Source organism: Pseudomonas rhodesiae (genome assembly GCF_013285305.1).
In the GTDB taxonomy this organism is placed as follows: Bacteria; Pseudomonadota; Gammaproteobacteria; order Pseudomonadales; family Pseudomonadaceae; genus Aquipseudomonas; species Aquipseudomonas rhodesiae.
Window position 1 is genome coordinate 2,138,672 of sequence record NZ_CP054205.1, and the last position, 13,578, is coordinate 2,152,249.

The following is a 13,578-nucleotide window of genomic DNA, read 5'->3' on the forward strand; positions in this document are numbered from 1 at the left end:
TTGATGGACAGCTCTGAAAAAAACGTGATTACGTCACTGGATGTGGCCCGGCATGCTGGGGTTTCGCGTTCGGCGGTGTCGCGCACGTTTACTGCAGGCGCCAGTGTGGCTCCGGCCACGCGGGAAAAAGTGCTGGCCTCAGCCAAGGCCCTGGGCTATCAGGTCAATATGATCGCCCGCACCATGAACAAGGGCAGCAGCAACTTCGTCGGCGTGGTCACCGCCGGCTTTGATAGTGCGTTTCGCGCCAGTCTGCTGAGCCCTATCGCTCACAGCCTGAGCCGTCGTGGCCTGATGCCCTTATTGATGAACGCCGATGACCCGACCCAGCTCGAGCAATCATTGCATGCGTTGCTCAGCTATCAGATCGCGGGGGTGATCCTCACCTCAGCTTCTCCGCCCTTATCGGTGGTCCAGCATTATCTCGACCGAAAGATTCCGGTGGCCATGATCAACCGTGGCCATGAATTGGCCGGGGCCGAAGTCGTGGGCAGTGATAACCGCGCCGGTGGGTACATGGCCGCCGAAGCCCTGCTCAAGGGGGGTGCGCGGCGCCTGGCGTTTGTCGGCCAGGGCGAGCATAACTTCAGCAGTCGCGAGCGTTGGCTGGGGTTCTCCGAGCGAATGGCCGAGGCGGGGCTTGAGGCGCAGACGGTGTTCAATGAGACCCCGGGTTATCAGGGGGGTATGCAGGCGTTGCTGGCGCTATTCAGTCAGGGCGAAGAACCGGACGGGATTTTTTGTGCAACCGATATGCTGGCGCTCGGGGTGATGGATGGACTGCGCTATACGCTGCACCGCCAAGTACCGCAACAGGTTCAGGTGATTGGCTTCGACGATATCGCCCAGGCCGCGCAACTGGCCTATAACCTGACTACCGTGCGCCAAGACAGCGTGCAACTGGCACACCGTGCCGTCAGTGCCATTGTGGCACGTGGTGAAAACTTCATGCGCATCGCCGAATTCCAGCCGGTGCCCGTTACGTTGATTGAGCGTGGCACCACGAAAATTCAGAAATAAAATTTCAATATTTACTTGAAGTGAAAATTTATTTCGTGTTGTATGAGCAGGAACGGGTGAATGGGTGACCTCGGCGCAGGGCATGCTTTCACTTTTTTTTCCTGACCAATTGCACACGTGTGCAATGGTCTTTGAAGGGTGAGGTTTATGACTCAAGCAATGCTGTTACCAACCCTGGATAGTCTGGCAGAGCGTTATGCCCTGGCCTGTCAGGTTGCGATGGACGCCGCGCGCCGTGGCATGACGTATTACCAGCAGCGCGAGCAATTGAGTGTCGAGCACAAAGCATCAGTGCCTCAGGATGTGGTCAGCATCGCCGACCGCGAGTTGGAGTTGTTTATCAAGGCGCGCTTGGCCGAGCAGTTCCCCGACGACGGGTTTGTGGGTGAAGAGGGCGGTGCCGCTGGGTTGCAAGCGCGCTGCGTGTGGGTTGTGGACCCCATCGACGGCACCAGCTGCTTCGTTAATGGCCTGCATACCTGGTGTGTGTCCATCGGCCTGCTGGTGGACGGCCAACCATGGGCCGGCGCGGTGGCCGATGCCAATCACAACGAGTTGTTCCATGCGTGCCGCGGCCAGGGCGCCTATGTGAATGACACACCGATACGGGTCAGCCCTGCCGCAGATATCCGCTACGGCGTGACCGGTGTCGGTACTTCCCATCGGCGCGGTAAAGAGCATTTCATCCCGTTTCTAAGCGCGTTGTTGGAGGGTGGCGGCATGTTTATCCGCAACGGTTCTGGCGCGCTGATGATCGCCTATGTCGCGGCCGGACGGCTGGTGGGTTACTACGAAACCCACATCAACAGCTGGGACTGTGCGGCCGGGTTGGTGTTGATCAGTGAAGCCGGTGGCCGGTGCAGCGAATTCCTGCGCGGCGATGGCTTGCTCAGCGGCAATCCGTTGCTGGTGGCCAGCCCTCAGGTGTACCCGCAACTGGCTGGATTGATCGGTCCATCACTGGAGGCCTGAACCCGTTCCGCGATCTGCGTTGCAACATACAGCGAATAATAACAATAGGAGACTGTCCGCCATGAAATCCCTGCTGTCCTTGTTCCACGCCGCGCCCTCGCGGCCCTTGGTGGCCGACCCCGATGGACATCGTTTTCGTCGGGTGCGCTGGCTGACCTTTTTATCCATGTCGTTGAGCTATGCGCTGTTCTACGTATGTCGGCTGTCCTTCAATGTGGCCAAACCGGCGTTGGTGAGCCAGAACCTGCTCAGCCCCACCCAACTGGGCATGATCGGTTCCGCTTTGTTCTTCACGTATGCAGTGGGCAAGTTGGTCAATGGCTTCCTGGCCGACCATGCCAATGTGCGGCGCTTCATGATGCTCGGGCTGTTGATCAGTGCGCTGGTCAACGCATGCATGGGCCTGACCACTAACGCGATCATCCTCACCCTGGCCTGGGGCCTGAATGGCTGGGCTCAGTCCATGGGTGTGGGGCCGTGCGTGGTGTCCTTATCGCGCTGGTACGCCGACAAGGAACGTGGGACGTTCTATGGCTTCTGGTCGATTGCCCACAGTTTGGGCGAGGCGCTGACCTACATCGCCGTCGCGGCGGTGATCGTGACCTGGGGTTGGCAATATGGCTATTTTTTGGCGACCACCATGGGGGTACTGGGCATATTGCTGATCTACCTATTCATGTCTGATTCGCCACAGAGCGCAGGCTTTGCCGAAGTGGATGGCGGTCGCGAAGAAGGCTTGCTGCGCTCCGTCGGCAAGTGGGGCGCGCAACTGGCGCTGCTGAAGAATCCGGCGCTGTGGTTGCTGGCCCTGGCCTCCTGCTTGATGTACATCGGCCGCTATGCGGTGATTTCGTGGGGTGTGTTTTTCCTGGAAAACGCCAAGGGCTACAACACGTTGTCGGCCTCGGCGCTGATCTCCATCACCGGTGTGTTCGGTATTGTCGGCACAGGGCTCAGTGGGCTGGTTTCCGACCGCTTCTTCGGTGGCCGACGCCATGGCCTGGCGATTTTGTTTGGCTTGATGAACAGCTTGGCGTTGGGGATGTTCCTGTTCCTGCCCGGTGGGCACTACTGGTTGGATGCGGCAGCGATGATGCTGTTCGGCTTATCCATGGGCGCGCTGCTGTGTTTCCTCGGCGGTTTGATGGCCGTGGATATTGCCGCTAAAAGCGCGGCCGGTGCAGCACTGGGCATGATCGGGATTGCCAGCTACGCCGGGGCGGCGGCCGGTGAAATCCTCACCGGGGTATTGATCGAGCACGGCACCACTCTGGCCCAGGATGGCAGCAAGCTCTATGACTTCAATGCCTTGTCGCTGTTCTGGCTGGGCGCCTCGCTGATCTCGGTACTGATGACGGCCCTGTTTTCCGGCCAAGTTCATCACCGCAAGCGCAAACAACGACCTTTGGTTGAAACACCCATAACGAACTAACTACGTCTAGATTTCAAACTTTTCGAGTGATCGGAAGTCGTACCGCTGCGCGCGTAAAACAGCAAAGTTGTCGTCTCATCCACAATAAAAATAACAGGTGAACTATGAAAAAATTAAGCATTGCGCATCATAAAAAAGTAATAAGGCGATATTCGTTTCTCGGTCTGGTGATTGCGTCGACTACTACCCAGGCGCTGGAGTTGGAGTACCAGCATCAGTACTCGGAAGTCGAGCGTGAACATAAGGACAAGGTGATGCTGACCCAAGCCCTGGACAATGGCCTGGCGTTCTCCTTCGAAGCCGTGATGGCCACCGCGCCTGATAGCGACGGGCAGCCAGGCAAGGCGTTTTCCCGCCTCACCAAGGACGAACTCAAGGCCAAGGTCAAGTACAGCCATAAGTTGGGGGATAAGTGGAAGGTCAAGCCCAAGTTCACCTATGCCGTTGGCGAGGATAAGAAATCTTATAAACCGGCGTTCAAAGTGTCTTACGCCCTCACCGATAAATTCTCCATTACGCCGGGGTATTACCACAAACTCACGCGGTATGACGAAGAAGGCAAGGCTGACAAACATGATGACGCGCTGGAGTTGGGCGCTAAGTACAAGTTCGGGCTATTGTCGGTCGGTATCGGGCGCAAGCAAATTTACAGTAATCAAATTGTGTTCGACGGTACGCGCCGGAATTACAGCAATAAGCTGTTATTCGAATACAAACTGACCAAACATTTCACGCCCTACCTGGAAATGGCCGACGTGTATGTCGACAAGAACACTGACCAACGTCAAGCCCGCTATCGCGTGGGCTGCTCCTATGAATTCTAATGAGAGGAACTCAACCATGACCCTATTCACTCGCACGAGTCTGGCCTTGGCTGCGCTGACGTTGTGTACCGGTCTCCAGGCGGCCGAAGCCAGCCGTTACGTGCTGGAAAAAGCTGTCCAGGTCAGTCGCCACGGTGTGCGCTCGCCCACTGATACCGACAAGTTGGTCAAGGCCACCGGTCGCGCCTGGGCCCCTTGGCTGGTGCGGGACGGCGAGCTGACCGGCCATGGTTACCTGGCCGCCAGTTACATGGGTGCCTGGCAGGCCGCGTATTATCGGGATGCTGGCCTGTTGGCCAATAGCTGCCCGCAACCCGGCAGTCTGGTGGTTGTGGCGAGTCCCAAGCAGCGTACCCGTGCCACCGCCGCTGCATTACTCGATGGTATGTTTCCAGGCTGTGGCGAAAAGGCTCTGGCACGCACCGAGCCGGATCCATTATTCCAGACCGATGAAATGCCTTTCGCCAAGCTCGACCCGGCCATTGCCAAAAAGCAGATCCTGCAAGCGCTGGGCGGCAACCTGCAAACTGCCCAGGAACGTCTGCGTCCGGACCTGGAGCGCCTGAGAGACGCCGTATGCGAAGCCAATAAGGCATGCCCGTTCTTCGACACCCCCTGGGTCTTGAAAGAAGGCGAGGGTGGGCGATTCAAGATCAAAGGCTTGGACAAAGCCTCGTCGATGGCCGAAACCATTCGCCTGCAATACAGCGAGGGCATGCCGCTGGCCGATGTCGGCTTTGGGCATGCCCGCGATGCTGCACAAGTGTCGTCGCTGGGGCGCCTGCACCGTGCCAAATATGACTTCATCAACGACACGCCTTACATTGCCAGCCGTGGCGGTTCACAGTTGATGAACCAGATTGTGCTGGCGCTGGAGCAAGGGACCCCCCTGGAGAAACGTGATCCGTTGGGCAACCCACCGCCGGCGCGGCTGTTGATGCTGGTGGCCCATGACACCAATATCTCGCACTTGCGCACGATGCTCGGGTTTACTTGGCAGTTGGGTGAGTACCAACCGGGCAATATCCCGCCCACCGGCACCCTGGCCTTCGAGCGCTACCGCGACATCCAGACCGGCGAGCGCTTTATCCGCACGCGGTTTATCACTCAAGGCATGGATCAGATACGCGCCTTGCAACGTTTGGACGTCACTCATCCACCGCTGCAAGCCGACTTCGATCAGCCGGGCTGCCAGCACACCCCAGTGGGCACGTTGTGCCCTATGGCGCAATTCGTCGAGCGCACCGGCCTAGCCATCGACCGCACGGCGTTAACGGCTTATCGCTACCCTTGACCCGGCGCGATCCTTCCCGCTCGCTCAGAGCGGGGATGGATCTGTGTGAACTCCCCACTGGAGGAAGTTATGTTCCCTTGCTTCGTACGATTGGCCCCGTTCTTTTTGGTTGGCTTGGTTTCGCTGCAGGCCCACGCCGCATCAGCCGACGGTTATGTGTTGGACAAGGTGGTGCAAGTCAGCCGCCACGGCGTGCGGCCACCCACGGATACCCCCAAACTGGCCAAGGTCACCGGTCGTGAATTGCCCAAATGGTCGGTGCCCGATGGGCAGTTGACCGGCCACGGATACGCGGCGGCCGTGGAGATGGGCCGTTACCGCGGTCAGGTTCTACGCACAGCCGGCCTGTTACCCAATGGCTGCCCGGCGCCTGGCGAAGTATTTGTACGCGCCAGCCCTTTGCAACGCACCCGAGCCACCGCGTCGGCCTTGCTCGATGGTCTGTTTCCAGGCTGCGGGTTGCAACCAAGCGTAGTGCAAGGCGACCAGGATGCGCTGTTCCAGGCCGATAAGATGCCCTTCGCCCGTCTGGATCCACAGCGCGCTGAGGACAGCGTACTCGCACGCATGGGGGGCAGCGTAGCCGGCGCCCAAGCCCGGTATCAAGACGCGCAGCAGCAGTTACGCAAGGTCATCTGCAATGGGATCAGCGCGTGCGCCTATACAGATGAGCCCTGGCAATTGGCCCAGGACGACGACGGGCGCCTGGCGGTCAAGGGCTTGAACACGCAGGCCAATCTGGGTGAGACGTTCCGTCTGGAGTACAGCGAAGGCTTGCCGCTGGACCAGGTTGCCTTTGGCCAGGGCCGCAGTGCGCAGCAGGTGTCCCAGCTGACCGCGTTGACCAAAGCCAAGTACGATTTCATCAACGACAGCCCGTATATTGCCAGCCGTGGTGGTTCTCAATTGATGAACCAGATTTCCCTGGCGCTCAAACAAGGCACACCGCTGACCACGAACGATCCCCTGGGCATGCCGCCTGATGCGCCGTTCACTCTACTGGTCGCCCATGACACCAACATTTCCTACCTGCGGACACTGCTCGGTTTTCGCTGGACCCTGGGTGATTATTTGGAGGGCAATATTCCACCCGTCGGTAGCCTGCAATTCGAGCGCTACAAGCAGGTCGCCACCGGTCGCTATTTCCTGCGGGTGGCGTTCGAGGCGCAATCCCTGGAGCAGATCCGTCAATTGACGCCACTGACCGTCGAACAGCCGCCTCTGCATGCCGATATGCGTGGCGCGGAGGGGTGCGTCGATACCTCCGTAGGGCGGCTTTGCCCCCTGGCCTTGGCGTTGCAACGACTGGATCAAAATATTGATCGCACCGCGCTGACCTCGTACCACTATCCATAAGATCGTTGGCCTTCTATCCTCGGGAGAATTTTCTGAGGAATGGACCATGGCAGGAAGCAGTTTGCTGGCGTTGATCGACGATATCGCCACGGTACTCGACGATGTCGCTCTGATGACAAAGATGGCCGCGAAGAAAACCGCCGGCGTGCTCGGCGACGATCTGGCGCTCAATGCCCAGCAGGTGTCCGGTGTGCGCGCCGAGCGGGAAATTCCGGTGGTGTGGGCGGTGGCCAAGGGCTCGTTTATCAACAAATTGATCCTGGTGCCCACCGCGCTGTTGATCAGCGCCTTCGTCCCCTGGGCGGTCACCCCTTTGTTGATGCTGGGCGGTGCTTTTCTGTGTTTCGAGGGCTTCGAGAAACTGGCCCATAAATTTCTGCACAGCAAGGCCGAAGACCAGGCCGAGCATGAACAGTTGACCAAGGCCGTAGCAGATCCGGCCACCGACCTGGTGGCCTTTGAAAAGGACAAGATCAAAGGCGCGGTGCGTACCGACTTCATTCTTTCGGCCGAGATCATCGCGATCACCCTAGGCACCGTGGCCGCTGCGCCATTGATGCAGCAGGTGGTCGTGCTGTCGGGCATTGCGATTGTCATGACCATCGGCGTCTATGGGCTGGTGGCGGGCATCGTCAAGCTGGACGACCTGGGCCTTTGGCTAAGCCAGAAACCCGGCCAGATGGCCCGCAGCGTCGGTGGCGCCATCCTGCGCGCGGCGCCGTACATGATGAAGAGCCTGTCGGTGATCGGCACGGCGGCGATGTTCATGGTGGGCGGCGGTATCCTGACCCATGGCGTGCCGGTGGTGCATCACTGGATCGAGACGGTCAGCCAGAGCACGGGCGCCGTGGCGTGGTTGATGCCGACGCTGCTGAACGCGGTGGCGGGAATTATTGCCGGGGCCGTAGTCTTGGTGCTGGTCAGCGGAATAAGCAAGGTTTGGAAAGCCCTCAAGGCTTGAATTGCAGGCACAAAAAAGGCCATTCATAAATGGCCTTTTTTGTGGGGGTTGCTTACTCGGCAATCTGCAACTTGCGCGATTCGGTGTAGATGTAGCGCACCTTTTCATACTCAAACGGCGAATTCATCTGACCGTAGCGGAAGCTGGTCTGGTAGCGCTTGTCCACCGCGCGCAGGGCCCAGATTTCCGGGTGGTTGGAGCTGACTTCGGAGACGTTGAGGAAGTTGATCTGCGACTCGGCGGTGTAATCCACCAGCAAACCAGCGGTGTCGCGCAGGTTCGACGGGCCGAAGATCGGCAGTACCACGTATGCACCGCCAGGCACGCCATAGAAACCCAGGGTCTGGCCGAAGTCTTCGCTCTGGCGCGGCAGGCCCATGGCGGTGGCCGGGTCCCACAGGCCAGCGATGCCGACGGTGGTGTTGAGCAGCAGACGCCCGGTGGTTTCCAAGGAACGGTGGCCCTTGAGTTGCAACAGACTGTTCAACAGGTTGGGCACATCGCCCAAGTTGTTGAAGAAGTTACTCACGCCGGTGCGCAGGAAACTGGGGGTCACGTAGGTGTAACCGTTGACCACGGGCAGGAACACCCATTGGTCGAAACGGTAGTTGAAGTGGTAGACGCGACGGTTCCAGGACTCCAGCGGGTCATACACATTGAGGGCGGTGAGCGAGGAGCGCTCGAACTCGCGCTGGTCCAGGCCGGGGTTGAATTTAAGCTTGGTCAGCGGTTGCTTGAAACCGTCATCACCCAGCTGCGTCGGCTCGTGAGCCTTGCTGTTATCGGCATTGGCCACGCCCGCGCACATCAGGGCAGCGAGCAGCAGAAGATATTTAGCCACGGAAGAACTCCAGCATGGCGTCGGCGTTGACGCGGTAATTGAGGTTGCCGCAGTGGCCGCCCAGGGGGTAGACGGTCAAGCGATCGCCGAAGGTTTTACGCAGGAAGCCCAGGTCGCCCGGGCCCAGGATCACGTCGTCGGCGTTGTGCATGACGGCGATTTTCGGGCTGGCGTGCAGGTAGTCCTTGAGCGCGTACAGGCTGACCTGGTCGACCAGTTGCAACAGGCTGCCGCCGTCGGAGCGGGCGCGCCACATTGGAATCACTTGTTCGGTGAGGTAGCAATCGAAGTCGCATTGCAGCGCGCGCTTGAGGAACGGCGTCAGGCTGGTGCCTTCGGTGATCGGGTATTTCGGCGGGATGATCAGGCCGCGACGGTTGATCAGGTCCGAAGTGAAGGCGATATCGGCCGCCGAGAAGCGGAACGAGGTGCCGATCAGCATGGCCATCTGTTCGTTGGTCAGGTGCTGCTTGGACTGCTGGAAGTCGTAGAGCAGGGCGTCATTGAGGTCGATGTAGCCCTTTTGCTGGAAGTAGCGGGTCAACTTGTTCAACACCAGTTCATAGAAGGTGGTGGTGTTGTTGATGCCCTTGACCTCGGTCTGGACCAATTTGTCGAGGTTGGTGATCGAGGTGTAGAGGTTCACCGGCGGGTTGAGCAGCAGCACTTTCTTGAAATTGAAGCTGCGACGGGTCTCGTCCAGTTTGCTCACGAACGCCGCATCCAGAGCGCCGAGGCTGTAGCCGGTGAGGTAAAAGTCGGTGACCGGCAACGAAGCGTTCTGGGCGCGCACGGCTTGCATTACGCGGTACATGTCCTCGGCGTCTTCCTGACTGATGCCGGGGGTGGCGAAGCGCGATGCCGAGGCGATGAAGTCGAAGCTGGTGGGCGACGACAGTTGCACCACATGGTAGCCGGCCTGGTAGTACAGCTTTTTCAGGTACTCGTTGAGGCTGCTGTCATAGCGCGCGCCGGTGCCGGCGATCAGGAAGATCAACGGCGCGGCGCGGTCTTGCTTGGCGATACGGTACGTGAGTTTCTTCACCGCCCAGAAATTGTCCGGCAGGCTGAACTCGCGCTCCGGGCGCATATTCAGGGTGTAGTCGGACTGGTTGATTTCGTCGTCGGTCGGCAGCTTAGGCCGAAGGTCTGGCGGGGTCGTGGCGATGGTCGCTTCGAACGGGTTGGTCAAAGGGTAGCCATAGCTGGCTTGGTCGATATCGACGGCCAGTGCTGACGCACTCAAAAAAAGGCTGCCCAGTAAGGCAGCACAGCGCAAGGAACGGAGCATGACTTAATCCCTAAGAGGAAACGTGCTGAATGAAGTTCGCAGGCTATGACCACCGCCGTACCACCGAAGTGCCAGCACTCGGTGCGAAAAGTCGGAAAAAACCGTCGGAGTCGGGGTAATAGTAGCCAGACGATACACTTTGCCAGCCCCTGCTGAACACTAATTGTGTGTATGCACCTTGCTAAAGGCCGTTGGCGCATTAAGCTGAGCGCCGTTTTTGCCTTTCGGAGTGCTCCATGTCCCGTCGTTTGCCATTGATTCTGCTGCTTATTGCCTTGCCACTTTGGCTGGCTGCCAGCTATGCCGCGCGTTATGGCTTTATGGAGGACGGCCGGTGGGTCGGCATTTGCGTCGACGAGGCCAGTCGCTGGGAATGCCAGTTGCGCTCGAACCTGGGCTTGATGATCCATTTCAAAGTGCTGGGCTGGGCGGCGCTGGTGACCTCGGTGCTCGCATTTTTCGTAGCGGGCCGCACTGGGTGGGGCCTGGCGGTAGCGGGGCTGGTGTTCGGGCTGCCGGCGCTGGCGTTGTACAACACAACCTTTGCGGTGTTTGCGGTGGTGATTGCGGGGTTGCGGTTGGTCAGGCAGCCTCGGGGCGTTTGATCGGGTCAATCGGGGGCAAGCCCCCCTCCCACATTCGCCGCTATTCACAATTGGAAATGTGTATACCCAATCAAGTGTGGGAGGGGGCTTGCCCCCGATCGCAGTCTTAAGCCCTGCGCACCCGCAAGCAGCGCCACAACGCGACCACCATCAATCCGCTGACCACCGCCCAACCCCACGCCTGCTGGTTCAGCAAGCCTTCACGGAATAGCTGCGGCGCAATGCCGGCGCCGATAATGAAGGTCAGCAGCGCAATCTCCCGCCGTGGGCCGGTTACCGGGCGTGCCAGGTACACCAGCGCCGGCAATACCAGTGCGGCGCTGGGGAAACTGCGATAGCGCGGATCGAACACCAGCGCCAGCATCATGACCGCGCCCGCGAAGCCGGCGAATGCCACCAGCCAGCCCGCTCGTTGTTCCAGCCAATTGAACATGCGCCCACGCCACCCTTCGCGAGCGCTCAGGGCCAGCGCGGCATGGGCCAACACCAGCAGGTTCAGCGCCAGCAGCAGGCCAGCCCACACCCACTCATCGTTGAAGCGCGCAGTCAGGCGGGTCAGCTCGGCCCAGGTGCCGATCGAGCATGCCGCGATAGCGCCCAGTAAAGGCAGAGCCAGCGCGGCACGGGGGCTGCGAACGCGACCGCCAAGCACCAACGTGCTCAGCAGGATCACGCCGCCGACGCCCAGCCACAACGGCCAGTACGGCACATTGCTCACTGGGCCGGCGAGGATGCCTTTGTCCTGGCGATCGGCATCAAACAGGCCCCAGTAACCACCCACGGCGCCTTCGCTGGCGCGCTTCCACGGCTGGTCAAAGGCTTCAATCAGGTTGTAGTGCCAGCCGTTGGCCTCGGCCATGGCGACGAAGCCGCGCATGAACTTGGCTTCGTTGACCCGGCTCGGCACCGCCGTCTCGCGCTGGCGGCCTTCGCTGGGCCAGCCGGTTTCGCCGATCAGCACGTCTTTGGGCGCGAACTTGTTGCCGAAGGTCTGTCGTACATCGCCCACATGTTTGAGCGCCTGGTCGATACCGGACGGATCGTCTTCCCAGTAGGGCAGCAGGTGAATGGTCAGAAAATCCACCGCTGGGGCGATTTCCGGGTGTTGCAGCCAGAATTCCCAGACGTCGGCGTAGGTGACCGGTTGCTGGATCTGGCTTTTGACTTTCTGGATCAGCTTCACCAGTTGCCCGGCGGTGACTTCCTTGCGCAGCAGCGCCTCGTTGCCGACGATCACAGCGCTGACCACATCCGGGCTGGCGTTGGCCGCGGCGATCAACAGGTCGACTTCCTTTTCGGTGGCTACCGGGTCGGCGCTGACCCACGCGCCGATCATCAGCTTCAAACCGTGCTTGCGCGCCAGGGCCGGCAAGCCTTCCAGGCCAGTCATGGAGTAGGTGCGAATGCATTCGAAGCGGGTAGCCAGCAAGGCCAGGTCGGCGTCCATGCGCGCCGGGCGCAGTGTGAACGGCTGGTCAAAGGGGGACTGGTCTTTGTCGAACGGTGTGTAGGACGCACATTGCAGCTTGTGGCTGGCGCTGGCGACGTCCGGCAGCACCACCGGTCGGCCGAGGCCGTACCAGTAGCCGACAAGGGCCAGCAGGCCAAGGATCAGGGCGAATACATAGGGCAGGGCAGGGAAGCGGGCAGTCGCGGTCATGGTCGGCTTATCTGGAAAGCAAAGGCGCGCATCTTACCTGCAATTGTGCGTCTCAAGGAGGACCGCACGATTTTGACATGCAAAGTTCGGGCGGGTTTTTGAACGCTCGTTCAGCAAAGCGCCCTACTGGCTATGTGATGTCGTTTCCTGCTTGTAAGAGGTCGCTGACAGAGCAGGTCGAAGGCCGGCGCAGGCCGATGATCCAAGGGTCAGCACTCCACTGATGTCGCAGCCGCTGGATCGATGCGCGTGAAAGGGGCGCGGTGCACTACACAACAACAGGTTGACGTCGCTCGGCATCCGCCGAGCGCAGCACTTTCGGGGAAGTACGATGAAGATGCGACGACTCTTGGGCGCAGCTGCCACTTTGGTAGTTGCGATGAGCTCTACACTGGCCAGCGCCGACAGCAAAACCCTGAGCATCGGTTACGTGGACGGTTGGTCCGACAGCGTAGCCACCACCCATGTGGCGGCCGAGGTGATCAAGGAAAAGCTCGGGTATGACGTGAAACTGCAGGCGGTTGCCACCGGGATCATGTGGCAGGGCGTAGCCACCGGCAAGCTCGATGCCATGCTCTCGGCGTGGTTGCCCGTGACTCACGGTGAATACTGGGCCAAGAACAAAGACAAGGTTGTCGACTACGGTCCTAACTTCAAGGATGCCAAGATTGGCTTGATCGTGCCGGAGTACGTCAAGGCCAAGTCCATCGAAGACCTCAAGACCGACACCACCTTCAAGAACAAAATCGTCGGTATCGACGCCGGATCGGGCGTAATGCTCAAGACCGACGAAGCCATCAAGCAGTACGGCCTCGATTACAAGCTGCAAGCCAGCTCGGGTGCGGCGATGATTGCCGAACTGACCCGTGCCGAAGACAAACAGGAATCCATCGCCGTCACCGGTTGGGTGCCGCACTGGATGTTCGCCAAGTGGAAACTGCGCTTCCTCGAAGATCCAAAAGGCGTTTATGGCGCTGCTGAGACCGTCAACAGCATCGGTAGCAAAGGCCTGGAAGCCAAGGCGCCGGAAGTTGCGGCCTTCCTGAAAAAATTCCAGTGGGCCTCCAAGGACGAAATCGGCGAAGTCATGCTCGCTATCCAAGAGGGCGCCAAGCCTGACGCCGCAGCCAAGGATTGGGTTGCCAAACACCCTGAGCGCGTAGCCGAGTGGACCGGTAAATAACCCCCGAGATCCTGTTACAACCCCTGTGGGAGGAGGCTTGCCCCCGATAGCGGAGTGTCAGTTTTCAATGATCTGACTGACTCATCGCCATCGGGAGCAAGCCCCCTCCCACATTAATTTCTGTTTCCTGCAAATCTTC

Annotated in this window: 12 protein-coding genes; 9 read left to right on the forward strand and 3 right to left on the reverse strand. The window is 59.7% G+C overall.

What is annotated here, in order from left to right; genetic code table 11:
- Nucleotides 1-3 precede the first annotated feature (3 nt).
- The 7 genes from HRH33_RS09785 to HRH33_RS09815 all read left to right on the forward strand — a co-directional run bounded on the left by HRH33_RS09785 (nt 4) and on the right by HRH33_RS09815 (nt 7,859).
- Nucleotides 4-1,020, forward strand: a complete 1,017-nt coding sequence (locus HRH33_RS09785) for a LacI family DNA-binding transcriptional regulator (RefSeq protein ID WP_167417573.1) — start codon at nt 4-6, stop codon at nt 1,018-1,020.
- Between the two features lie 147 nt (nt 1,021-1,167).
- Entirely contained in the window at nt 1,168-1,992 is an 825-nt protein-coding gene (locus tag HRH33_RS09790; RefSeq protein WP_052448302.1) for an inositol monophosphatase family protein, read from the forward strand.
- A 61-nt stretch (nt 1,993-2,053) separates the two neighbouring features.
- Nucleotides 2,054-3,424 carry an MFS transporter gene (locus tag HRH33_RS09795; RefSeq protein WP_040266288.1) on the forward strand — a complete coding sequence of 457 codons (1,371 nt, stop codon included), beginning with the start codon at nt 2,054-2,056 and terminating at the stop codon, nt 3,422-3,424.
- 104 nt (nt 3,425-3,528) lie between these two features.
- Nucleotides 3,529-4,248 carry an oligogalacturonate-specific porin KdgM family protein gene (locus HRH33_RS09800; RefSeq protein WP_080758700.1) on the forward strand — a complete coding sequence of 240 codons (720 nt, stop codon included), beginning with the start codon at nt 3,529-3,531 and terminating at the stop codon, nt 4,246-4,248.
- 16 nt (nt 4,249-4,264) lie between these two features.
- Nucleotides 4,265-5,542 (forward strand): histidine-type phosphatase, encoded by a 1,278-nt coding sequence (locus HRH33_RS09805; RefSeq protein ID WP_167417572.1) that lies wholly within the window; start codon nt 4,265-4,267, stop codon nt 5,540-5,542.
- Nucleotides 5,543-5,611: 69 nt separating this feature from the next.
- Nucleotides 5,612-6,898, forward strand: a complete 1,287-nt coding sequence (locus tag HRH33_RS09810) for a histidine-type phosphatase (RefSeq protein ID WP_167417571.1) — start codon at nt 5,612-5,614, stop codon at nt 6,896-6,898.
- A 46-nt stretch (nt 6,899-6,944) separates the two neighbouring features.
- Complete coding sequence (locus HRH33_RS09815) at nt 6,945-7,859, forward strand: DUF808 domain-containing protein (protein ID WP_167417570.1); 915 nt, start codon at nt 6,945-6,947, stop codon at nt 7,857-7,859.
- A 52-nt stretch (nt 7,860-7,911) separates the two neighbouring features.
- Here the strand turns inward: HRH33_RS09815 and HRH33_RS09820 are convergent, their stop codons facing one another.
- Together HRH33_RS09820 and HRH33_RS09825 are read right to left on the reverse strand one after the other, a co-directional pair.
- A complete protein-coding gene (locus HRH33_RS09820) occupies nt 7,912-8,700 on the reverse strand; it encodes an MlaA family lipoprotein (RefSeq protein ID WP_034096655.1) in 789 nt (262 codons plus the stop codon).
- Entirely contained in the window at nt 8,693-9,991 is a 1,299-nt protein-coding gene (locus HRH33_RS09825; protein ID WP_034096656.1) for a serine/threonine protein kinase, read from the reverse strand. Before HRH33_RS09825 ends, HRH33_RS09820 begins: the two co-directional genes overlap by 8 nt.
- A gap of 236 nt (nt 9,992-10,227) precedes the next feature.
- Here HRH33_RS09825 and HRH33_RS09830 point away from each other — a divergent pair, with 236 nt between their 5' ends.
- The gene (locus HRH33_RS09830; RefSeq protein WP_034096657.1) at nt 10,228-10,596 is read left to right on the forward strand and encodes a hypothetical protein; all 369 of its coding nucleotides are present in this window, start codon (nt 10,228-10,230) and stop codon (nt 10,594-10,596) included.
- Nucleotides 10,597-10,702: 106 nt separating this feature from the next.
- Here HRH33_RS09830 and HRH33_RS09835 read toward each other — a convergent pair whose 3' ends face one another.
- Nucleotides 10,703-12,256, reverse strand: coding sequence for a glycoside hydrolase family 17 protein (locus tag HRH33_RS09835; RefSeq protein ID WP_167417569.1), 1,554 nt, complete (start codon nt 12,254-12,256; stop codon nt 10,703-10,705).
- A 331-nt stretch (nt 12,257-12,587) separates the two neighbouring features.
- On the opposite strand from HRH33_RS09835, the gene HRH33_RS09840 reads away from it, so the two are divergent.
- On the forward strand, nt 12,588-13,439 hold the full coding sequence (locus HRH33_RS09840) for a glycine betaine ABC transporter substrate-binding protein (RefSeq protein WP_034096659.1): 852 nt from the start codon (nt 12,588-12,590) through the stop codon (nt 13,437-13,439).
- Nucleotides 13,440-13,578 lie beyond the last annotated feature (139 nt).